The 22,995-nt window shown below is 61.1% G+C and carries 17 protein-coding genes; 6 read left to right on the top strand and 11 right to left on the bottom strand.

All coding sequences use genetic code 11. The annotated features are described in order from the left end of the window. Window positions 1-75: 75 nt before the first annotated feature. Window positions 76-489, top strand: coding sequence for a RidA family protein (locus P3T25_RS24515; protein WP_154566164.1), 414 nt, complete (start codon window positions 76-78; stop codon window positions 487-489). A 123-nt stretch (window positions 490-612) separates the two neighbouring features. Here P3T25_RS24515 and P3T25_RS24510 read toward each other — a convergent pair whose 3' ends face one another. The 4 genes from P3T25_RS24510 to P3T25_RS24495 form a co-directional block, all read right to left on the bottom strand. Further along, window positions 613-2,082 carry an MFS transporter gene (locus tag P3T25_RS24510; protein WP_429359139.1) on the bottom strand — a complete coding sequence of 490 codons (1,470 nt, stop codon included), beginning with the start codon at window positions 2,080-2,082 and terminating at the stop codon, window positions 613-615. A gap of 136 nt (window positions 2,083-2,218) precedes the next feature. After that, a complete protein-coding gene (locus P3T25_RS24505) occupies window positions 2,219-4,195 on the bottom strand; it encodes an aconitase family protein (RefSeq protein ID WP_429359138.1) in 1,977 nt (658 codons plus the stop codon). 106 nt (window positions 4,196-4,301) lie between these two features. Then, window positions 4,302-5,204 (bottom strand): LysR family transcriptional regulator, encoded by a 903-nt coding sequence (locus P3T25_RS24500; protein WP_154566161.1) that lies wholly within the window; start codon window positions 5,202-5,204, stop codon window positions 4,302-4,304. Between the two features lie 297 nt (window positions 5,205-5,501). After that, window positions 5,502-6,710, bottom strand: a complete 1,209-nt coding sequence (locus tag P3T25_RS24495; RefSeq protein ID WP_429359137.1) for an MFS transporter — start codon at window positions 6,708-6,710, stop codon at window positions 5,502-5,504. Between the two features lie 166 nt (window positions 6,711-6,876). Between P3T25_RS24495 and P3T25_RS24490 the strand changes: the two genes are divergently transcribed. Then, window positions 6,877-7,815, top strand: a complete 939-nt coding sequence (locus tag P3T25_RS24490) for a LysR family transcriptional regulator (RefSeq protein ID WP_429359136.1) — start codon at window positions 6,877-6,879, stop codon at window positions 7,813-7,815. A 20-nt stretch (window positions 7,816-7,835) separates the two neighbouring features. On the opposite strand, the gene P3T25_RS24485 is transcribed toward P3T25_RS24490, so the two are convergent. Then, complete coding sequence (locus tag P3T25_RS24485; RefSeq protein ID WP_429359135.1) at window positions 7,836-10,496, bottom strand: winged helix-turn-helix domain-containing protein; 2,661 nt, start codon at window positions 10,494-10,496, stop codon at window positions 7,836-7,838. 194 nt (window positions 10,497-10,690) lie between these two features. On the opposite strand from P3T25_RS24485, the gene P3T25_RS24480 reads away from it, so the two are divergent. Continuing rightward, window positions 10,691-11,929, top strand: coding sequence for an MFS transporter (locus P3T25_RS24480; protein ID WP_266239649.1), 1,239 nt, complete (start codon window positions 10,691-10,693; stop codon window positions 11,927-11,929). Window positions 11,930-12,102: 173 nt separating this feature from the next. Here P3T25_RS24480 and P3T25_RS24475 read toward each other — a convergent pair whose 3' ends face one another. Continuing rightward, complete coding sequence (locus P3T25_RS24475) at window positions 12,103-13,344, bottom strand: ammonium transporter (protein ID WP_429359134.1); 1,242 nt, start codon at window positions 13,342-13,344, stop codon at window positions 12,103-12,105. 551 nt (window positions 13,345-13,895) lie between these two features. Here P3T25_RS24475 and P3T25_RS24470 point away from each other — a divergent pair. Genes P3T25_RS24470 through P3T25_RS24460 form a run of 3 tightly spaced genes read left to right on the top strand, consistent with a single transcriptional unit; the run spans window position 13,896 to window position 17,769 of the window. Beyond that, entirely contained in the window at window positions 13,896-14,627 is a 732-nt protein-coding gene (locus tag P3T25_RS24470; protein ID WP_429359133.1) for a gluconate 2-dehydrogenase subunit 3 family protein, read from the top strand. Beyond that, window positions 14,627-16,405: a GMC family oxidoreductase gene (locus P3T25_RS24465; protein WP_171927359.1), complete on the top strand. Its 1,779-nt coding sequence runs from the start codon at window positions 14,627-14,629 to the stop codon at window positions 16,403-16,405. The genes P3T25_RS24470 and P3T25_RS24465 overlap by 1 nt, the downstream gene beginning before the upstream one ends. After that, a complete protein-coding gene (locus P3T25_RS24460; RefSeq protein ID WP_429359132.1) occupies window positions 16,402-17,769 on the top strand; it encodes a c-type cytochrome in 1,368 nt (455 codons plus the stop codon). Before P3T25_RS24465 ends, P3T25_RS24460 begins: the two co-directional genes overlap by 4 nt. Window positions 17,770-17,904: 135 nt before the next feature. On the opposite strand, the gene P3T25_RS24455 is transcribed toward P3T25_RS24460, so the two are convergent. The 5 genes from P3T25_RS24455 to P3T25_RS24435 all read right to left on the bottom strand — a co-directional run bounded on the left by P3T25_RS24455 (window position 17,905) and on the right by P3T25_RS24435 (window position 22,921). Next, window positions 17,905-18,762 (bottom strand): helix-turn-helix domain-containing protein, encoded by an 858-nt coding sequence (locus tag P3T25_RS24455; protein ID WP_429359131.1) that lies wholly within the window; start codon window positions 18,760-18,762, stop codon window positions 17,905-17,907. Window positions 18,763-18,904: 142 nt separating this feature from the next. Further along, complete coding sequence (locus tag P3T25_RS24450) at window positions 18,905-19,453, bottom strand: carboxymuconolactone decarboxylase family protein (protein WP_171927361.1); 549 nt, start codon at window positions 19,451-19,453, stop codon at window positions 18,905-18,907. A gap of 194 nt (window positions 19,454-19,647) precedes the next feature. Continuing rightward, entirely contained in the window at window positions 19,648-20,868 is a 1,221-nt protein-coding gene (locus P3T25_RS24445) for a porin (protein WP_429359130.1), read from the bottom strand. Window positions 20,869-20,948: 80 nt separating this feature from the next. Continuing rightward, window positions 20,949-21,491, bottom strand: coding sequence for a hypothetical protein (locus tag P3T25_RS24440; RefSeq protein WP_429359129.1), 543 nt, complete (start codon window positions 21,489-21,491; stop codon window positions 20,949-20,951). 86 nt (window positions 21,492-21,577) lie between these two features. After that, complete coding sequence (locus P3T25_RS24435) at window positions 21,578-22,921, bottom strand: MFS transporter (RefSeq protein WP_429359128.1); 1,344 nt, start codon at window positions 22,919-22,921, stop codon at window positions 21,578-21,580. Window positions 22,922-22,995 lie beyond the last annotated feature (74 nt).

The following is a 22,995-nucleotide window of genomic DNA, read 5'->3' as shown; positions in this document are numbered from 1 at the left end:
TGTGTGACGTTCGCTATGGCGCTGCCAGGCGTCGTACGCGTACGACGCTTTTCTTTGTTCATGGAGTTACGGTAGATGGATTTATCGACGAGATTCTGGATGGTTGAGGATGCGCCTACGCCAGTCGGTCCCTTTTCTCATGCCACCGAGCAGCACGGCTGGGTGTTTCTCACTGGCCAGATGCCGACATCGCCTGACGATGACAACGCCCCGCTTCCCGAAGGTGTTGCCGCACAGACAACCCGGGTGATGGACAATCTGGTTCTCGTGTTAAAGGGGATCGGGCTTGGGCTCGAAGATGTCGTCTCCGCGCGGATCTTTCTAACCGAGTTCAAACGCGATTACGCGACGATGAACGCGGTCTATGCTGCCTATTTCCCGCCTGCGAAATTGCCGGCGCGGACTTGCATCGGCGTGACTGGATTGGCGCGTGACGCGCTCGTCGAAATTGACTTTATTGCACATAGGCAGACTTCAGCAGCCGCTTGATATCGGTGGGCGGATGTTGACCATTCCGGTGCCGGATTCATGACTGTCAGCAGCGGGTCGGCCGTTCTTCTTGCCTGGGCCGTCTGGATGAGTCGGGAGCACTCATTCGTGCCCCACGCCCGACTACCTGGAAATCTTCTCCAGCTCGAGCCCCTTCGTCCGCGGCCCCATCAAGCCGATCGCCAGCATCACAATCAGCATTGCCCCGGCGATGAACACAAACACACCAGTCGTCCCGAAGTGCTTCAACACGGCCGCGATCAGAAAGGCCGTGAAAATCGCCGAGAAGCGGCTCCACGAATAGACGAAACCCACCGCCCGCGCGCGGATACTGGTCGGAAAAAGCTCGGTCTGATACGCATGGTAGCTGTACGAAATGATGTTGCCCGCGAGCGTCAGACACACACCAAGGCTCACCAGCAACACCGCACCAGACGCCTGGCTGAACCACAAACCGCACACGATATTCACCGCCGCCATTACCACGATCACCGTCTTGCGCTCGAAGCGGTCTCCGATGAAAAGTCCGATCACCGGACCGATAGGCGCGGCCAACGCGATCACGCTCGAGTACATCAGGCTCGTGGTGATCGTAATGCCCTGCTTGATCAGCAGCGTCGGCACCCAGTTCGCAAAGCCGTAAAAACCGACAGTCTGGAAGATATTGAAGATCGTCATCATCAGCGTGCGGCTGCGGTACGGCGGCACCCACATATCGCGGAAGCTGCCGCGCGGCGCGACCGGCGCGGGCGGCGCCGGCGGCGGCAGTTCACGGCCGTATTCGCTGCGTACTTTCGCTTCGAGTTCGCTCATCACGCGATCGGCTTCGGCGAGACGCCCTTGTTGCGCAAGCCAACGCGGGCTTTCCGGCAACGCGCGCCGGATCCACCAGACAAACAGCGCACCGTGTGCGCCGATCAGCACCACCCAGCGCCAGCCGTCGAGGCCGAACAGCGTGCGCGGCACCAATAGATAAGAGAGAAAAGCCACCACCGGGACGGCCGTAAAACCAACGGCCTGCTCGCATGCGAAAGCGCGGCCACGAATCTGCTTGGGCACCAGCTCCGAGATATATGTGCCGATCGTCACGAGTTCGACGCCGATACCGACGCCCGCCACGAAGCGCCAGAAGTTCAAACCCGTCGCCGTTTCCTGAAACGCCATTACGACGTTGGCCGCCGTGTACCACAGCAGCGAATACGTGAACACGGCGCGGCGGCCGAAGCGATCCGCCAGAAAGCCGCACGCGATCGTGCCGATGAACAGCCCGCTGAACAACGCGGCGATGAAACTCGCAACGCCAGTCGAGCCGAACAGGCCGTGCGTCGTTGCGGTCAGCAGGCCGCTTTTGACGAGACCAGGCGCAACGTAGCCCGAGTACAGAAGGTCGTACAGTTCGAAGAAGAAGCCGAGGCTCAGCAGCACCACCAGCTTCCACACGGAACGCGTGGCGGGCAGCCGGTCGAGGCGCGCGGAGATGCTGCCGGCGTCGAGCGTGGTGGATGCAGCGGACGCCGCAGCAGTTGCGCTTGCGGAAGACGCCGCGCCGCCGGCGCTGCGCGCGACGGACCCGGCGTGATCGAGGGATGCCATATTGTTTGTCTCCTGGTGATGCAGGTCATTCAGGCGATGCACGATGATGCTCGCCGCGGCCGGTCTTGTGTCGGCCTTGGGTACTTTCGTATGTCACACGCACCGCGATGCCGGGCCGCAAGGTCCGGCCAGCATTCTAGCGGCGCGCGTGCTTCAATTGTTCGAAGGTGGTGATTTTTCCGGCCAGCGCGCTCGCCGCAACGGTGTACGGGCTCGCGAGCCACACGTTGCCCGGCCCCGAGCGGCCGGGGAAATTGCGGTTGATCGCGCTGATCGTCACCTCGTTCGCATCGGCCGACTGACCTGGTCCGCAGTTCGCGCACGAACCGCAGCCCGGCATCACGAGCGTCACGCCCGCGCGCTCGAAAACCGGCAAATAGCCCTGGTTCTCGCAGTAGGCGCGCACGGCCATGGTGCCGAATTGCAGGAAGAGACGCGTGCCCTCGGGCACATGCATGCCCTGCTCCACGCCCCAGCGCAATACCTCGTGATAGAAGTCGAAGTCTTCGCGCTTGCCCGCCGTACACGAGCCGCCATACGCGATATCGATCGCCACGTCCTGCTCCAGTTGCGGCGCCGGCACGCCATTGCCCGGGTCGCCCGGACGCGCGAGCATCGGTTCGATGGCGGTGGCGTCGATGCGGATCGTGTCGCGATACGTGGCGCCCGCATCGCTTTTCATCCAGTTTTCAAGGGCGAAATCGACACCGCGACGCTCCTTCAGGAACGCCACGGTGCGTTCGTCCGGTTCCACGATGCCCGTGAATCCGCCCAGTTCCGCGACCATGTTGGTGAGCGTGGCGCGTTCGTCGATCGACATCGCGCGCACCGCGGCGCCGCCATACTCGAACACGAGGCCAATCGCGCCGCCCGAGCGGATCGCGTCCATCTGCAACAGGTGCAGCACGAGGTCCTTCGCAGTGACGCCGTCGCGCAACGTGCCGTCGATTTCAATGCGCAAGGTCTCGGGCACCTTGCAACGCACGTAGCCCGTCACCCAGCTATTGGCGATTTCCGTTGCGCCCGCACCGAATGCAAGGCAGCCGAGCGCGCCGGAATGCGGCGTATGCGAGTCGGTGCCGCATGCAACCTGTCCTGGCAATGCGTACTGCTCGGCCATCAACGCATGACAGATGCCTTCCGAACCCGGCGAGTTGTCGAGCGCGCCGTGCGAGCGCACCGGATAGTCGCGCGAGAACGACGTGTGCCCTTCCATCAGATTGGCAACGCCCGGCAGCAATCCGTCGCGCACGTGCGGAATGCTTTGCGAAGCGAGCACCAGGTGATCCTGGAACGCGATGATGTGATCCGGCGCATGCAGCGGCGCGGGCTTGCCGAACGCGCGATGCATGAGATGCGCGCACATGCCGGTGAAGTAGTCGTGGCTGAAGCGCCAGTCGGCGGCGATGAACACGCCGTCGCCGCGCTGCGCGCTTTCAATGCCGGGATGAAGATGGCGCTCGATGATCTTCTCGACCAGCGTCTTCGGTTCGGCGGTGCTTGCCGCATTCGCTGCGTTGGCCGCGTTTGCCGGGTTTGCCATCTCCCGCACACGCGGCGCCGGCCAGTTCGCGAACTTGCTGTACGCAAGCAAGCCACCGCTGCGAATGATCTGCTGCGTGAGCGCATCGCGGCCTTTGAGAAACTCGTCGATCGGCACCGTCTCCCCTGCGATCAGACGATCGAGCACGGAGAAATCGGTGGTCGTGAGAATGCCGATGTTGTCGCAGTTCTGCTGATAGATACGCTCGAAACTCTCCGCGACGATCAGGCGAATACCCGCTGACAACTCCGCCAACGGGCTCGATTCGCGCGACGACCCCTTGCCGTAGCGCTTGCCCGCCACCGTCACCTGGAAGCCACCGTTCTTGACCGCATGGCGGCCGATCGGCATGCGCTCGCAGGCCTTGAAGCCGACGTACGGATATTGGCCGAGGCGTTCGTCATAGGTGAGCATGACGGTGACCGGTGTGATTTCGTCGGTGGACACGTTATCGCGCAGCGCACCGGCAGTGGCGCGCGTGAAATTTTCGCCGGCGAGTTGCGCCTCGATCACCGCGGGGTCCTGTGACAGGTACAGCACGCGGCCGTCCAGACGAATCGTATCGCTCATGAGCATTCTCCTTGCGCCCACTATACGGCGCGCGCAGGCAATGCCGAAGTGCCGGTCCAGCAACACAGACGTCTCGTTTGGAGAATGGTGCGAGGCGCCCTGCGGGCTAGGGCTTGCTGCCGAGGAACCCCACCAGTGCCGCCGCGCTGGCGCTTAACTGATCTCGCGACTTGAAGATCATGATGAGATGCCGCACCGCCCAGGCGTCGCTCAAGGACAGCAGGCGCACGTCGAGCGCGTTCACATAGAGCAGCCCCACCTGCTCGGGCACGATTGCGATGCCAAGGCCGGCATGGACCATCCGGCACAGCGCATCGAGGCTGCTGACGCGGATCTTGACGTCGATCTGCCGCCCTGCGCTGGCCGCCTGCTGTGCGAGAAGTTTGGTCAGCGCACTCTCGCTGCGCAGGCCGACGAAGCTGTCGTCGAGCAACTCGTCGAAGGCCACGCGCGAAGCGGAGGCCAGACGATGGCCGCCCGGCACCAGCACCGCCAGTCGGTCTTCCCGATACGCCACCTGCTCGAAGGCTTCACTGCCCGCCACCGGATTGCAGATGCCAAAGTCGGCGCCGTGTTCGTCGACGATACGCAGCACGTCGGCGCTGTTCTCCTCCTCCAGTTCGATCGACACCTCCGGAAACGCGCGCCCGAAAGCCGCCACGTCCTCCGGCAAAAACTGCACGATCGACGAGAGATTCGCCACCACCCGCACCCGCCCCTTCGCCCCCGACGAAAAGCGCGACAACTCCGCGCTCATCTGTTCGATGTTGCCGATGATCGCCAGCGCATAGCGCAGCACGGTCTCGCCGACCGGCGTCACCGTAATGCCGCGCGACTGGCGCTGAATCACCGGCAAGCCGATCAGCGCCTCGATTTCGGCAATGCGCCGACTCACTGCGGACGAGGCGATGAACTCACGCTCAGCCGCGCGCGCGATGTTCTGCTCCTGGCAGACGGCGACGAACAGGCGCAGCGAGGTGAGGTCGAGCTTTTTGAGGAGGTTTTCCATGGTGCTGCGTTTTACATTTGAGAGTGCAAAGGCATTGCCTTTTCCTACATTTGAATAAAGCGGTGACCGCTCCGCGAGCAAAGTCCCCGCCTTTTTAACGCCCGATTTGCCTCTATCCTACCCGTCGGCGTGTCTCGCCCCTGAAGCGGCTGCTTCGAACAATAGGTGAGGTTTGCTATGAGCATCAATGAACGTTGTTACCTACGTCGGTATTGCTCCTGCCATCGTCGTGATCAGCGAGCAGTCCATCCATACGCCTAAGGCAGTGCGATCAGTTTGATTCGAACGCTAGATCGCCTATCGCGCTTCACTCACGTTCGGGTCGGCGCTTTTCTCGCGCTCCACCGCAAGCCATCGCTGACCAGACGCGGGAGTGATCTGCAACAGTATCGAGGCGCTGGCACAGACGAGCCCAACGCCGCAAACACCCGACCAATGCCATACGCTCCACGCATAGTTGCCAAGCGTTGCGCCGATCGCACCGCCCGCAAAGCGGATCGTCATATAAAGCGTGTTGGCGCGGCTCATCGCAGTGCTCCGAACCGCAAGGTTGCGCGCCATGTTCGAGACATGCGCGCTTTGCAGGCCGAGATCGAGCAGGACCACGCCGACGATTAGCCCGCCGATGCTAGCGCCTTTCCAGGCAAGTAGCGCATACGAGGCGACGAAGACGAGGCTGGCGGCGAGAATGACACGACGCGGATCGCGCGCATCGGCCAGCTTTCCCGCGGCATAGGACGCGCTCGCGCCGGCGACGCCGACGAGCCCGAACAATCCGGCTGTCTCGCTGCCGTAACGGGCGTCGAGGCCATGCAGCTGAAACGCGAGCGTCGTCCAGAAGGCGCTGAATGCGGCGAATTGCAACGCGGCGATCGAAGCGGTCTGCCGTACCACGGGTTCCTCGCGCAGCAGCGTAAGCAGCGAACGCATCAACGCGCCATAGCTGCCCGAGAAGGTCGGCTCGACGCGTGGCAGCACGCGCGCAAGCATGGCGGCAACGGCCACCGTCGCGACTGCCGCGAAGGCGTAGACGGTACGCCATCCGAAATGTGCGGCGATCGTGCCCGATACAGTGCGAGAGACGAGGATGCCGCAAAGCAGGCCGAACATCACGATTCCAACGGCCTTGCCGCGGCCTTGGGGACCTGCAATCTGCGCCGCATAAGGCGTGAGCAGTTGCGGTGCCACACTCGCCATGCTCGCGACAAAGCTGGCTGCCACGGCCCAAGGCAGCGTGGGTGCCGCCGCCATCGCGACGAGCGCGACGACGGCCGCCGCCAACGTGAGCGCGAAGAGCTTGCGAAGCTCAACCTTGTCGCCCAGCGGAATGAACAGGAGCAGGCCGAGCGCATAACCAGCCTGCGCGGCGATTGAAACCGCGCCGGCCTGAGGTTCGGTAGCCCTGAACGTGTGCGCGAAATCGACCAGCAGCGGCTGGTTGTAATAGTTGTTGGCGACGACGAGCCCGGCTGCGAGTGCCATGACCCAGTAGATCGACTGTTTCATCTGCGTCCATCCTTTGCCGGAAATGTTCGAAGTGCTCGCGCGCTCGATCCAAGGCGCGGCGCGAGGGCTTTTGCGGTTTGCTCAAAGGGGAATCTAGACTATTTCTAAAATCGGGAGTAGCGTCATCCAGCGGCAATGACTCTTGCGATTTAAGGAAGGGTGACCGATGGACCGATTCGACGCGATGAACGTGTTTGTCCGAGTGGTGGAAACCGGCAGTCTGTCTGCAGCCGCCCGTGCGATTCCGATGTCGCTGACTTCGGTGAGTCGCCACTTGTCGGCGCTCGAGAAGCAATTCGGCATGCAGCTGCTGCGTCGCACGACACGGCACATTGCGCTGACAAACGAGGGGCGCCTCTTTTTCGAGCGCGCGAAGTCGATCCTTGCCGAGCTGGACGAAGTGGGCACGTTGCTCAGCGCGGGCCAGAGCGAGCCGGCGGGCCGTTTGCGCATCGCTGTGCCCACGCTGCTCGGCCGAACCGTCATCGCGCCGCTCTTGCCGTGCTTCCTTGCGCGCCACACCGCAGTTTCGGTCGAGCTGCTGCTGATCGACCGCGCCGTGAATCTCATCGAGGAGGACATCCACCTCGCGATTCGTGTGGGCCGCCTGCCCGATTCGGCGCTCGTGGCACGCAAGCTCGGTGACGTGCGCATGGTCGTTTGCGCCGCGCCGTCTTATATCGAACGCCGCGGCGCGCCTTGCTCGCCTGACGAGCTGCGCCGGCACGACTGCCTCGTTTTCTCCGACCAGCCTGGCCCCGTTGATTGGCGCTTCAAGTCCGCAGGCACCCGTCATTCCGCCCGCATTACAGGTCGCCTCTGGGCCAACGCGCTCGACGTGCTCGCGGCCGCGGCGATCGACGGTGCGGGCATCGTGCGCGCCCCGTCGTGGCAAGTGGCAGCCGACATCGAGTGCGGCCGGCTGCGGCGTATCCTGCAGGACTACGAGACTATGCCTGCACCTGTGAATGTGCTCTTCGAACGCGCGCGACGCACGTCACCCTCTGTGCGGGCCTTCCTAGACTACCTGGTCGAATCGACGGAAACGGGCCCGCTCGCGGGCATGTCCCGCTTCGGCGAAGCGCTCGGCGCGGCAAACGGGTGATACCGCATTACGCCGGGCGCCTATGCGACATGTTCGTTCGTGAGTCTTAGCTCCCACGCCTTGGCGCCCTGAGCGCGCGCCAGCGTCAACGCTTGCTGCAAAATCAACGCCCGTGGCGCTCGCCGAGATGACGTCTTCTCCGATAGCGTCCGAGACTTGACTCTCATCAGTTCCGGGGCGTTCCAAAACTGTCCAGTAGCGTCGCCTGCCAGCCGGGCATTAATGAGGCTGACTGCTTCTCGCATACGGCCCTGTTCCAGCATTGCGCTCGCAAAGTCGGATAAGAAAACGGAATAAGCCGGATCAAATCCACGGGCTTGCAGCGTCTCCAGTGTCGATCGAAGCTCGACGAAAGAGACAGCGTTCGGATCCTGGAATACTTTCGCCCAAAGTGAAAAAGCCGAACCATAGAGTCCCCAAAAGTCCAGACCGTGAGTTCCTGCCACCTGGATAAGCTGCTGGGACGCACGCTTGACGCCTTCTACGTCTCCCGAAAGTGCTCCCACGTTACAGCTTCCCTCCGCAAGGGCACAGCATAGGGTGCAGGCGTGATCCAATGCCATCGCCTCGTCAATCGCTATCTGGGCAGCCCGTCGCGCTTTTGCCGTGTTTCCCATTACCCACAGAATGCGCGAAAGAAAGGCCCAACCTGCCACGCGCTGGTCCATTCCAAATCTTAAATGGGAGCCATGACGTTCGTCGCGCGTATAACTGTCGAGCATGCACTCAATTTCAGACAAAGCTTCAGTGTGATTTCCCAGAAAATGATGAGATGTCCCAATCAAACGACGTGCCGTCAGAAGTGCCGCTTGATCGCGATGACTCGCGGCTAGATCTGCCATGTTTTTCCCGTGCTGGAGGGCCTGTGCGTAGTAACCGCTGCGGAGATGATAAAGCCATAGACCGTATTCAGCCTGCAGTTGCGTTTCCGCGTCGTCCAGCCGGAGCGCGAGATCGCTGGCCCTGCTCCAGGCCCGCCCATTAGCCGGAACGGGTCCACGTGACCAGGTCAGCGAAGTGGCCAGTGCGGTCTGGATCATCATCTCCTGGCGCTCTTCAACGGGAGGAATTTTCGTTTCTTCCAGTACGTTCGTAATCCGCAGGCGACACTCGTCGTAGAGTGATAGTTGTATCCAGAATGGGGCGGAGTTCGCGAGAATGAGCAGACCCGAGGCACGGCGCTTACTATCTGACAATGACCAGTCAAGAGCGGCCCTGATATCGTCAATGTGGTGTTCGTATTGTCGCTTCCATTGCGTCGTGGGTAGCGACGTCCAATCCCGTTGGGCTTGAGAAGTCAATTGCTCAACGAAGCGAGCATGCTTTTCAGTCATGGCCGCCGTGCGGTTCGCAAGCTGCTCCAGGGCGTATGCCCGCAGCATGGTTAGATAGCGATAGCGAATCGGCGGGGTTCCGGCCTGCAACGTGATCAGCGACTTGTCAACGAGGCTGCAAAGCACATCAACCAGTCGGGTGGGCTTTTCCAGATTGGTGGATACGATACGTTCTGCGGCAGCAACGGTGAAATCGGCAGGGAAAATGGCCAGCTCCTGGAACACCGCTTGTTCCACGGAGTCGAGTAATTGGTAACTCCACTGCAGCGCGTCACCAAGCGTCCGATGGCGACCTGGGGTCTGGCGTTTCTGAGCGGCAAGCAATCCGGACGAAAGGGCTAAATCTTCGGTGACCGCTGCGAGACCCAACGATGGCACGCGAGCTGCAGCGATTTCCAATGCCAGTGGAACCCCATCGAGCGCCCTGCATAACGTCGTAACCTGCTCTACGTTCGTTTCCGTAAGCTCGAAGTGATAGTCCGCGGAAGTTACACGGCGGACAAACAGTTCAACCGCACTATAGCTTCTTGCGTTTGCTGCGTTGATGGTGCGCGGAGGTAACGTGAGAGGACTGAGCCGGTAGACCTGCTCACCGTCCAGCCCCAATGGGGTCTGGCTGGTGAGCAGCACGCTCAGTTGCGGATCAGATTCCAGAACCCGCTCAAGGGCCGCTGCACAGGCCGACGTAACGTGTTCGCAGTTATCAACGACCAGTAGTGCCCTTCCCGGGTGAGACGCCAACTGTTGTGTGCTTGTCCCAGCAAGCCCCGCCAACGCGCTCGAAATAGCTGGCGATACTGAGGCTGCGCTTAGTTGCGACAAGTCGGCGAAGTAAACCCCGTCGGGAAAACAGGGGCTGGATTCTGACGCGGCCTCTATCGCCAGGCGGGTCTTACCTATGCCGGCAGGGCCTGTGAGCGTACATAGCGTTTGGGTAGCCAGCAGCCGGTTTAATTCCAATAGCTCCTCGACGCGGCCGATCAAAGGAGACCGTGGGCTCGGCAGGCCAACTCGTGGTTGAGGTGCGCCTATGGACGACGTGACAGCCCGATGCGCCTGCACTGAACCTGTAAAACGATAGCCTCGACCGAATTCCGTCGCGATAAGGTCCCGATCATCCCCCAGTATTTTTCGCAACGACGAGATCTGCGCCTGCAAGCTGTTTTCCTCGATGACCTCCTTCGACCATATCCGGGAAAGAAGCGAATCTTTGGATACGACCTGGCCTGCCGTACTGACAAGCTGGACTAACACGTCCAGCGCACGCTCACCTACGTCCAGTCGTACACCGTCTCTTAACAATAGCCGCAAACGTGGGAACAACTGGTAGCTGCCGAAAGCAACCATATCGTCGTCGCGGGAGTCCGGGCCCTTCGACGGCCTTTCATGGCGAGTCTTTGTACCTGTAGGCATTTGTCAATGTCACACGGCGAGATTTCGGGGATCAACAGGGATTTCAGACGTCTGAAATTGTAGGCCAAAGACTTCTTGTGTGCGCTGCATCACGATGAAGGTCCCTGTACTACGTCGTGAGTCTGGACATGTCACCCAATACAGTTGGTAGCGAATCTCCGGCGCAGTCCGCCGCCCCTGAAGAGCCCGGGTTAACACATCACCTGGACAGTTCATTGCTGATGGTGATGGCGGTTGCCTGCGGTGTCTTCGTCGCTAATATTTACTACAACCAGCCGATCCTGGAACTATTGCAGCAGGCTTTCCCACGATCGGTTGGCCTCGTCAATCTGGTTCCGACGGCGACACAACTGGGTTTCGCCTGTGGTCTGTTTTTTCTGGTACCTCTGGGAGACCGGATTGATCGGAGAAAATTGATTCTCGGGCAAACGGCAGTGTTAGTCGTGGCGTTGGTATGCCTTGCTGCAGCCCCGAATGCCTGGTTGCTGGTAGTCGCTTCAGCAGTAGTAGGTATTTCAGGATCTGTTGCCCAACAAGTCGTACCGTTCGCGGCAGAACTAGCCGGATCCAATCGCCGTGGCCAGGTCGTCGGTACCGTGATGAGCGGCCTGCTTTGCGGCATTCTGCTGGGACGGGCCGTCGGCGGATTTACTGCCGATCATTGGGGCTGGCGTGCCACGTTTTGGCTAGGGGCCGCGATGACCGCCATTATCTGGGTCATGTTGCTAGTCAAACTCCCACACAGTGAACCCAAGACAAGTCACAGCTACTTTCGTCTCATGAAGTCACTCATCGAGTTGTGGCGAGAAGAACCGTCACTGCGCCGTGCAACGTGTATTCAAGCCGCGATGTTCGGCTCCTTTATTGGGCTATGGACGATTCTGGCATTGCGTCTGCATGAAGCCTTCGGCTTGGGGGCTGATGTCGCAGGCCTCATGGGGATCGTTGGTGCGGCCGGTATTCTGATTGCCCCACTTGCCGGCCGTGTCGCCGATCGTCGTGGACCTCATGCCGTTATCGGGCTTGGTTGTCTGATCATGCTGCTGTCATACGCGGTTCTCGGCCTTTGGGGCAGCCTCGTTGGCCTGATCGTCGGCATCATCCTGTTGGACTTCGGTGAGCAGTCGGCTCTCATCTCCAACCAACATGTGGTGTACGCACTTCGCCCGGAGGCAAGAAGCCGACTCAACACGCTATTCATGAGCGGCATGTTCGTAGGCGGTGCCGCGGGTTCCTGGGGAGCAAGTCTCAGTTGGCGACTAGGTGGATGGCACACAGCGTGCATATTCGGCGGCGCATTGGCATTGCTCGGGTTTGTTCTTCATTTCTCCGGGAGGCTGGCTGCTTATGGCACCACCAGGAGTTGAAACGTCGACAGTGGCTGAAAGCAACCGGGAATGGAATCGATGCCTCCCCCTGTAAGGGCCGACGGACGTAGCAGCTCGAAGGAATCAGGAAACTTTCGTACTCGACTCAATGTGAACGTAGAAAAGAGAGCGGGACGCAAGCGTCCCGCTCTCTTCTCACCTTGTGCTTTTGCTTACGCGTCCAGATAAGCCACTTCGCCATGCAACTCGGTATCGAGCCCGTGCTGCGCGGCGGCTTCACCGACCTTAACGGGTGTCACGCGGTTGATCAGCCACAACATGCCCCACGTGAACACGAACGCCCAGACGCCGGACACACATACCGCCACGCATTGCTTGACGAAGAAAGCGCCGCCACCTAACAGCAGGCCATCCGCGCCATTCGGATTCCACGCTTTCGACGCGAACACGCCGAGCAGAACGGTACCGACAAGACCTCCCACGCCATGCACGCCCCACACGTCGAGCGCGTCGTCGAGGCCAAGCCGGTTTTTCAGCGCAACAGCGTAATAACAGATCACACCGGCAGAAATGCCGATTATCGCGGCGGTGCTCAACGACACATAGCCGGCCGCGGGCGTGATGGTCGCAAGGCCGGCGACCGAGCCGGTCAGCAAGCCGATGAATTTCGGCTGCCGTGCGTTGGCCCATTCGATCAGCAGCCACGCAATGGCAGCGAACGAAGCGGCGACGTCGGTGTTAAGGAAAGACGAGGCCGTGATGGCGTCGACGCGCAGCTCGGAGCCGGCGTTAAAACCATACCAGCCGAACCACAGCAGACCCGTGCCGAGCGCGATCAACGGCACGTTGTGCGGCTTGTGCGTGAGGGTCTGACGGCGTCCCACATACAACACCGACGCTAGCGCGGCGAATCCGGCGGTGTTGTGGACCACAATGCCGCCCGCGTAATCGAGCACACCCCACTTCGCGAACAGTCCATCCGGACTCCAGACCATGTGCACGAACGGGAAATACACCAGCACCAGCCAGCCGGTCAGAAACAGGAAGTACGCCTTGAACGTCACGCGGTTGGTGAACGCACCTGTGATCAGCGCCGGCGTGATGATCGCAAACATCATCTGATAGGCGACGTGGACCACCAGCGGAATGCCCGCGTCATTGCCCGTGTACATCGTTTGCAGCGTAATGCCGCGCAGGAACGCATAGTAGGTCGGGTCACCAATGATGCCGTGCCAGCTTGGGCCGAAGCACATCGAGTAGCCGAACGCGAACCACAGCACGGTTGTCCACGCGAGCGAGATGAAGCTCTGCATCATGATCGCCAGCACGTTCTTGCGTTCGACTAGGCCGCCGTAGAAAAACGCGAGACCCGGCGTCATCAGCATGACGAGGCTCGCGCACAGCAGCATGAAAGCGGTATTGCCAACGTTGATCGGCATGGTTGCGGGAAGCACAGCTTGTCTCCTTGATGGTCGTCGTGATGTGTGCCCCAGGCAGCGCGAGGCACGGGCGTCGAAAAGAGCCCTTCAGCGCGGAATTTCTTTCAATTTGTAGGCTTCGTCTGTTTTCGCGCGTTTGCGGCAGGCGAAAAGTATTCCCGCGCCGGAGCCGGCGCAATAGGGCTGGAAGATATAGCGGGATTCACGTGCCCCGTATGGCCGTCTCAGGCCCGACCGGCGACCGCTCGCCATCGTCAGCGTGCTGTAAGCGCGGGTAAACCACGTCCACTCGAACGGCCGCTCATAGCCATGCCTGTGCGAAAACGTCGCTTTTTCGCGTCAGTTTCACATCGCTCCGCCTGGGCCGCCCAGAGGCCACACAGGCTAAAAAACACCTATGATTTGAAAGACATATTTCCTTCAAGAGGACATTTAATCACTTCATGAAACAGCTTATTGTAAAAAAGTAGAGACACTTTGGAACCGGTTCCATTTACTATGGCGCCGAAATCCGACGACCGCCCGTGTGCAGCACGGCGCGCTCCCATCTCGCGATAAAGAACAATATGGCTCACTCTCCTCTTACCTCCCGCCGCGGCTTCTTACGCACGGCCGTTGCGCTGGTTCCCGCCGGGACCCTCGCCGGCTGTGAAGTCAAGCAATCCGCCACGACTGCTCAGGGCGCGAGCGGCACCGCCTCCGCGGGCCAGCCCTCCGGCGCCGACTACAAGCCGCATTTCTTCGACGCGAAGGAATGGGCGTTCATCCACGCGGCGGTCGATCGCCTGATTCCATCGGACAGCGAAGGCCCGGGCGCGGTCGAAGCCGGCGTGCCCGAGTTCATCGACCGGCAGATGGACACGCCGTATGCGCACGGCGCGCTCTGGTACATGCAGGGCCCATTCACGCAAGGCGCGCCGGAACTCGGCTATCAGTTGAAGCTCGTGCCACGCGATCTGTACCGGCTCGGCATCGCGGCGGTCAACGCTTACTGCACGAAGACCTACGCGCATCCGTTCGACGCCCTCGACGCACCCACACGCGACACCGTGCTCACCGCGCTGGAGACAGAAAAGATCGATCTCGCGGACGTCCCGGCCGGCGTCTTCTTCGGCCAGTTGCTGCAAAACACCCGCGAAGGCTATTTCTGCGACCCGATCCACGGCGGCAATCGCGACATGGGCGGCTGGAAGATGATCGGCTTCCCCGGCGCGCGCGCCGATTTCATGGACTTCGTCAACCAGAACGGTCAGGCCTATCCGTACGGCCCCGTGTCGATTGAAGGAAAGCGCACCTGATGACCACACAAACCAAACCGCACGTCGACGCGGTCATCGTCGGCTTCGGTTGGACCGGTGCGATCCTCGCGAAGGAACTCACCGAGGCCGGCCTCAAAGTGGTCGCGCTCGAACGCGGCGAGTATCGCGACACGTATCCGGACGGCGCATATCCGAACACGATTGACGAGCTGACCTACAACGTCCGCAAGAAGCTGTTCCTCGACCTCTCCAAGACCACCGTATCGATCCGTCATAACGTCGGCGATGCGGCACTGCCCTACCGGCAGCTTGCCGCGTTTCTGCCGGGCGAAGGCGTCGGCGGCGCCGGGCTGCACTGGTCGGGCGTGCATTTCCGCATCACGCCGGAAGAACTGCGTCTGAAGAGTCACTATGAAGAACGCTACGGCAAGCGCTTCATTCCGGACGGGATGACGATCCAGGACTACGGCGTCAGCTACGACGAACTCGAACCGCATTTCGACTTCGCCGAGAAAGTGTTCGGCACCTCGGGCCAGGCTTATAAGGTCAACGGCAAGGTGGTCGGCGACGGTAACGTGTTCGACGCGCCGCGCAGCGACAACTTCCCGCTCCCCGCGCAGTTGAACACCTACTCGGCCGAACGCTTCGGCAAGGCCGCGCGCGAGATCGGACTGCACCCGTACCGCCTGCCTTCGGCGAATACGTCGGGTCCGTACACGAACCCGTACGGCGTGCAGATGGGACCGTGCAACTTCTGCGGATTCTGCAGCGGCTACGCGTGCTACATGTACTCGAAGGCGTCGCCCAATCTGAACATCCTGCCGGCGCTGAAGCAGTCGCCAAACTTCGAACTGCGCTCGCGTTGCCACGTGCTGCGCGTCGAACTCGACGATACGAAAAAGCGCGCCAAGGGTGTCACGTACGTCGATCCGGCGGGCAACGAAGTGTTTCAGCCTGCGGATCTCGTGATCGTCGCGGCGTTCCAGTATCACAACGTCCACCTGCTTCTGCTGTCAGGTATCGGCAAGCCGTATGACCCGATCTCGGGCGAAGGCGTCGTCGGCCGTAATTTCGCGTATCAGAACCTCTCGACGATCACCGCGTTCTTCGACAAGGACACCTTCACCAATCCGTTCATCGGCGCGGGCGGCAACGGCGTCGCCGTCGACGACTTCAATGCAGATAACTTCGATCACGGTCCGCTCGGCTTTGTCGGCGGCTCGCCGTTGTGGGTGAATCAGGCGGGCACCAAACCGATCAGCGGCATCGCGACACCGGCCGGCACGCCCAACTGGGGCGTGGACTGGAAGAAGTCGGTAAAGGACCACTACGCACACACCATTTCGATGGACGCGCATGGCTCCAACATGTCGTATCGCGACGTGTTCCTCGATCTCGATCCGACCTATCGCGACTCCTACGGCCAGCCGCTGTTGCGCATGACCTTCGACTGGAAGGACAACGACATCAAGATGGCGCAATACGTGACCGGGCAGATGCACAAGATCGCGCAGCAGATGGGGCCGAAGTCCATCGGCGTCTATACGCGCGAATTCGGCGCGCACTTCGATTCGCGCCGCTATCAAACGACTCACCTCGTCGGTGGCGCGATCATGGGCACCGATCCGAAGACAAGCGTGTTGAACCGTTACCTGCAAAGCTGGGACGTGCACAACGTGTTCGTGATGGGCGCGTCGGCGTTCCCACAAGGCATCGGCTACAACCCGACCGGCCTCGTCGCGGCGCTCGCCTACTGGTCGGCGCGTGCGATTCGCACGCAGTATCTGAAGAACCCCGGGCCGCTGGTGAGCGTATGAAGAAGAAGATCGATACGAAACGCCTGGGTCAGGCATTCAGACGCGTGCGCGCTGCATCATTCTGCGTGGCGGCTACGTTGTCCGTTCCGCTCGCCGCGCAAGCCGCAACGCTCCCACCTCAATCCGACGCGACGTTGATCGCGCACGGCGCGTATCTCGCGCGTGCCGGTGACTGCATTGCATGTCACACGGCACAATCCGGCAAACCCTTCGCGGGCGGCCTGAAGTTCGACACGCCGATCGGCGCGATCTACTCGACCAACATCACGCCCGATCGCAACACCGGCATCGGCTCATGGACGTTCGCGCAGTTCGATCGCGCGGTCCGTGCCGGTGTGCGGCCGAACGGCGACACGCTGTATCCGGCGATGCCGTACCCGTCGTATGCGCGTTTGAGCGATGACGACATGCACGCGCTGTATGCGTACTTCACGCAAGGTGTCGCGCCGGTGCACCAGACGAACCGTGCGGTCGATATCGTCTGGCCGCTGTCGATGCGCTGGCCACTCGGCATCTGGCGTTACCTGTTCGCGCCTGATCCCGCGGCGTTCAATTCGAAACACTATGCCGATCCGGTGGTTGCACGCGGTGCGTACCTCGTGCAGGGCCTCGGCCACTGCGGCGCCTGTCACACACCGCGTGCAGTGACGATGCAGGAACGCGCGCTGAGCGATCTCGACGGCTCCGAGTTTCTCGCAGGCGGCGCGGCGATCGACGGCTGGGTCCCGTCGAGCCTGCGCGCTAATCCACGCACCGGCATCGGTTCGTGGAGCGAGGCCGATATCGTGCGATTCCTGAAGGCCGGACGCACGCAGCACAGCGCGGCATTCGGCGGCATGACCGACGTCGTGCAGCACAGCATGCAGCACATGAACGAGGCCGACCTGACCGCGATTGCGCGTTACCTGAAGACGCTGCCGTCGACCGATCCGAAGGAAACGCCGTACGTGTACAACGATACGGCGGCTCGCGCTCTGCGCACCGGCGACGCCACAACGCCAGGAGCCGCCGTCTACCGCGACAACTGCACCGCCTGCCACCGCAGTGACGGCCGCGGCTACACGCGCGTGTTCCCGGCACTGGGCGGTAATCCAGTCGTGCAGGGCAAGGACGCGACCTCGCTGATTCACGTCCTGCTGACCGGCAATACGCTCGAAGGCACGAAGACCGCGCCGTCTTCGTTCACGATGCCGGCCTTCGGCTGGCGGCTGAACGATCAGGAAGTCGCCGACGTCACGAACTTCGTGCGCCACAGTTGGGGCAACACCGGTTCGACGGTCAGCGCGACGGATGTCGCCAAGGTCCGCAAGACCGTCACGGTGCATGCGCCCGAAATGCCACCTGCCGCGGCACTAAGCCACTAACGTCGCGCCCTTGCAACTCGCCCGCAATGAGGGCGAGTGACGACAAGGATCGCGCAAGCCGCTTCTCCCCTTCACGCAATCTGCTCCGTTGGTCATGAGGCGAAGCGGCAGTAGCGATTAGCTTGCCTCTGCCGCTCAATACTGTTGCTGGACCGCGTCGATCATCTCAAGATGACGCGCTTCCGTCTCGTCGTCTGCGGGGAACATGCATTCGATACGCAGCTCCTGTGCCGCGACGGCTTGCGGCGTGCCCACGGTTGCGACCATTGAAAAGTAATTCAGGACCTTGCCGTCCTTGACGAAACCGATTGGGATCACCGGCATGGCCGCAGCAGCGGTCCCGGTTTCCACGGTGCGCTGCGAAGACTTCAAATCAGGCTGCACATCCGGATAGGCACGCAGCGCGGCAAGCAACTCGTGCGTCTGTTCGTCGACCACGCGACCGACCGATTCCCGATAAACACGCTGAATCAGGCTATTCGACACCGCTTGCCAATCGGCAACGAACGGACGCATTCCATCCGGATCGAAAATCAGATGCAGCATGTTGCGCGGCCCCTTGCGCGCAGCCATATCGATGAAACAATTGAAAAAGCGCGGCGCGGATTCGTTGGTCATCAGCACGTTCCAGTGGCGATCCATGACGAGCGCGGGAAACGGCTCGTGCTGACGCAACATTCGCCCGAGTGCTTTCGTGACGCTCTGCATTTCCTGTGCGTTCCAGGCGCTGTCGGCATACATCGGCGCATAGCCCGCTGCCAATAGCAACGTGTTGCGTTCGCGCAGAGGAATGTCGAGCGTCTGAGCGATATCCAACAGCATCTGCCGGCTCGGCACGCTGCGTCCGCTTTCGATAAAGCTGATGTGACGCTGCGAGACACCCGCGTTGAACGACAAGTCCAACTGGCTGATGCCGCGCATGTCTCTCCAGTGACGCAACAACGCGCCGAGTTCATTCGGCGGCGTCTTCCTTTCGGGATTCGCAGGATTCATCGGTCTGTGGTCCACTAGTCGATACAGATCAGGTTCGGTGATCGATGGCGCCGGAGCATCGTGGACGTCCGGCGCCAATCGGTCGTTCGAACCGCGCCGGTCAGCATACTCCCAGTTGCCGACCGGCCCTTCCAGACGCGACCTATGCGGTCCAGACATATTCCTGGAACGGCGCTTCGAGCGGAGGCTTTGTGATGTTGCCGGCGTAGTTCGTGATAGTGGAAGCAGCCAGCACCGTGAGGACCTCGAGCACCTGGTCCTGACGGAAGCCGGCCTCGAGAAACGGGTCTACGTCCTTATCGTCCAGGTGTCCGCGCTTTTCGATCGCTGTTTTCGTCAAGGTCGACAACGCGGCGTGCTTGCGATCGGCAGGTGCACGGCCATCGCGAATCGCTTCGACGTCGGCGGGTGAGAGGCCCTCTTTCAGCGCGAGTGCGGTGTGAAACGCAACTGCCCACGTACATGCGTTGGTCACCGCGTTAGTCAGCAATAGAGTCTGTATCTGCGCCTCCGTGAAAGTACCCGCATGAACTTTCTGGAAGATACCGATGAAGCCGCCGATCAGCACCGGCGATTCAGCCATGGCGCCCGCGATGTTGGGGATAAGGCCGAAGTTTTGCTCAAGCTGCCGAAGCACCGGCCTGGATTGTTCGGGCGCGGATTCAATCGTGTGAATGTGAAACGTCGACATGGTATGTCCTCGATCGTAAGCGCCGCTCGGGATGAGTTGCGCGATGACCGAAGATTAGGCGTGAGTGTGCGGCCCGCCAATTACCTCGGATGTAATAGGTTTCGGTAACTGGCGCGCGGCCATGCAAGCGTTCACGAAAAGCAAAAGGCCGGGTCTGAACTGCCCCCGGCCTTTCTCACCGCAAAAACTACCAATCAGAACCGGTGAATAATGCCCACACCCACCGCCAACTGACTGCCTGAGGAAGACGGCGCACTGTTATACCCATCGCCGAGTGTCGCCGTGGCGTCGATGATCTGCCCGGCGCCGTTGGTGCCCAGCGTCTTGCCCTTCGCCTTCTGATAAGCCTCCAACGCATAGAAACCCGTGCGCTTGGACAATGCGTAGTACTCGGAGAGATTGAACTGGTGGTATTGCGCATTGTCCTGAATGCCGTTCGCGCGTGTAGCACGGGTATAGCTGTACCCCGCGCCAAAATCCCAAGCAACGGCCGGTTTCCAGTGCAAAACCGTACCAGCCGTATTGAAGATCGCCGTATCGTGGAACTTCGAACCACTGCCCGGAATGTACTGGACGTTCGAATAGGTCGCCGTGATATCCCACGCGCCATTGAACTTATAGCCGCCACCCACCGCGAAACGCTGTTGCGCCTGCGCAGTCTGATAGCCGTTCGTCAACGCGGATACGCCGATCTGCGAGCCGCCGTTCGTGGTGGTCGAATCCGCGCCCCATGAGCCGCCGCCCGCGGTCGAATTGTTGATTCGCGAGAAGCCGGCTGCGAGGCCGACCGGCCCCATCGCATACTGCACCGCGGTCGCCCAGGTCGAGCCCTGGTTCGTGCTGCCCGCCACGCCGCCCAGCGAATACGAGCCGCTCACCGTCAGGCCATAGAGCTTCGGCGACGTGTACTCCAGCGTGTTGTTCGCACGGTAGATCGTGTCGAGGCCGTCGATATCGCCAGGATGCGCGCCGTAGTAGCCGGTGATCCATGTGGTCGGGCTATACGGTGAGAGCAACTGGTAGTACGAAGCGTACTGGCGGCCCGCCGTGAAGGTACCGTACGTCGGGTTGGTCAGGCCGACCCACGCCTGCCGGCCGAACATCGCGTTGGTGTATTGCTGGGCACCGGTTGCCGAATTGAAGCCGGACTCGAGTTGGAAGATCGCTTTTGTGTTGCCACCCAGGTCTTCCGCGCCCTTGAGGCCGAAGCGGCTGCCCGCAAATACACCCTGCGTCATCTTGACGGCCGATTTTCCTCCGCTAGTGGAGCCGAGCGACGTCAGATTGTTCGTATAAGAAAAGCCGTTGTCGACGATACCGTATAACGTGACGCTGTTTTGCGCGAAAGCCGGCACGCAAGCCGCGATCGCTGCTCCCAACAGCACAACGTCTACTCGTCTGATACTTTTACTCATTCTCCAGATCTCCAAATCATACGTGTTATTGAAATTGTCTCAATCGGCATTGACGCTCGAGGGTCGCCAAACACTTTGTTCTATCGCCCTTGGGGCTGCAGCAGTCGCTTTACCGTCAAGGCTAGGGGGACGGTGAAGAAGATATGGGACATGAAGCCGCCGATGATCACAGCCGGGTCGTAGTAGTTCGGATGGCTATCGGAGGCAATCATGATTGCCACATGCATGACGATCCACGCGAAAACCGCGTAAAACAGCGCGACAAAAGTGGCTTCGTATCCGCGCCGGCGAAAGTAAGGCCAGATTGCCGCGAACAGAACGCCCCACGCCGACGCGAACACGAAGTGAATGCCCGTGCCGACGATATAAGCCCACACCCCGATTGATTCCTGCACCTGTTTGCCGAACACCAGCCCCGTCGCGTTGCGTGGAATGCCCGCCAACGGCATCAAGTGCTGCGCCCCTACCCAGATGAGCGCTTCGTAAATCCAGATGATCACGGCGCCGACCAATCCGCCGATCACACCCGCACGAATCATGGCCATGCGGTTCGGCCATTCCGTCACATTCGTCGTCTCACCCTTGTTGAGCCCACTTCCGCTCACGCTCAAATCGCCACTCATGTCTGCTCTCCTTCAATAATTGCTGGTAAGGGATGCCGTGCGCACAGCAATCAACACGCCGTTGCGTGAAACCGCTGCAGACGCGTTCAGGCGTCGGCCACGGGACTGGTGATGAAGCGCAGCGCGAGACGGTTCATGACGATCGCCGCAGCAGCGATCAGCGCAGGCACAGCGAGCACCGCGAATACGGTTTCGAAACTGAATCCCAGCGACAACAACGCGCCACCCACGAGCGAGCCCAGAATGCCGCCGAGCCGGCCGAACCCAAGCATCCAGCTCACGCCGGTTGCGCGGGCACGAGTCGGATAACAGCTCGGGGCAAGTGCATTGAGACCGGTCTGTGCGCCGCTCATGAAAAAGCCGGCACAGGTAACGAGAACCGGCAGCAGGTTCGATTTGAGCGTGCCCATGCCCAGCGCGAAGATGAACACGCCACCGAACAGATATGCCGCACCGATCACCGCGTTGCGATCCATGCGGTCCATTGCGAAGCCGACCGCAACGGCGCCCACGGTGCCGCCCAACTGGAACATGCCGGTGATCGCGGCGGCACGCTCGACCGGCAAGCCGGCATCCTTGATCAACGTGGGCAGCCAGCCAGTGAGCAGATAGATGATCAGCAGGCCCATGAAGTACGTGAGCCACAGCATCAGCGTGCTGAATGCGTAGCCGTCCGCGAACAGCATCCGCACCGGCGCCTTCGCAGCGACCACCGGTTCGGGCGCGGTGAAGCGCACGTCTTTCCCGAAGACATGTCCGCAGACGCGGCCGAGCGTTGCAGCGATACGCTCGGTCGACATTTTGCGCACCAGCATCAAACGCGCGGACTCGGGCAGGAGCCACAACAGCAAGGGAACACTGAGGATCGGCAAGATACCGCCGAACATGAACACCGCGCGCCAGCCGAAGTGCGGAATCAGCGAAGCCGCCACAAATCCGCCGGCCCCCGAACCGAAGTTGAAGCCGGTGAACATGATCGTGAGCAACAGCGAGCGACTGCGCGACGGTACGTATTCGGAGAGTAGCGTGGTCGAATTCGGCATCGCGGCGCCGAGACCCAGGCCCGTCAGAAAGCGCAGCGCAACGAGTTCCATGGGTGAGTCGGCGAATGCGCAGGTCAGGCTGAAGAAGCCGAAGCAGAGCACGGAGGCAATCAACACTTTCTTGCGCCCGATGCGATCGGCAATCGGCCCTGCCGCCAGCGCGCCGATCGCGAGGCCTACCATCGCGGCGCTCATCACGGGACCGAAGGCGGCCCGGCTGACGTTCCAGTCATGCATGATGACGGGCGCGACAAAACCCATCACGGCCGTGTCCAGCCCGTCCATCATGACGATCAGAAAACATAGAACGAGGACCAGCCATTGGTACGCCGACATCTTGCGTGCGTCGATAAACGCCTTGATGTCGACTGAGTCTGCAGATTTCATGCGTGTCTCCGGAGAAAACAGTTTCCCGCCCCGGCGTTCTGTCGAAGCCGGGGTCTTCTTGGTATTGAAATGAA

Origin of the sequence: Paraburkholderia sp. GAS32 (assembly GCF_050434225.1) — a bacterium.
Classification (GTDB): Bacteria; Pseudomonadota; Gammaproteobacteria; order Burkholderiales; family Burkholderiaceae; genus Paraburkholderia; species Paraburkholderia madseniana.
The sequence above is the reverse complement of the archived record's forward strand: the minus strand, read 5'-3'. Positions and strand labels throughout refer to the sequence as shown.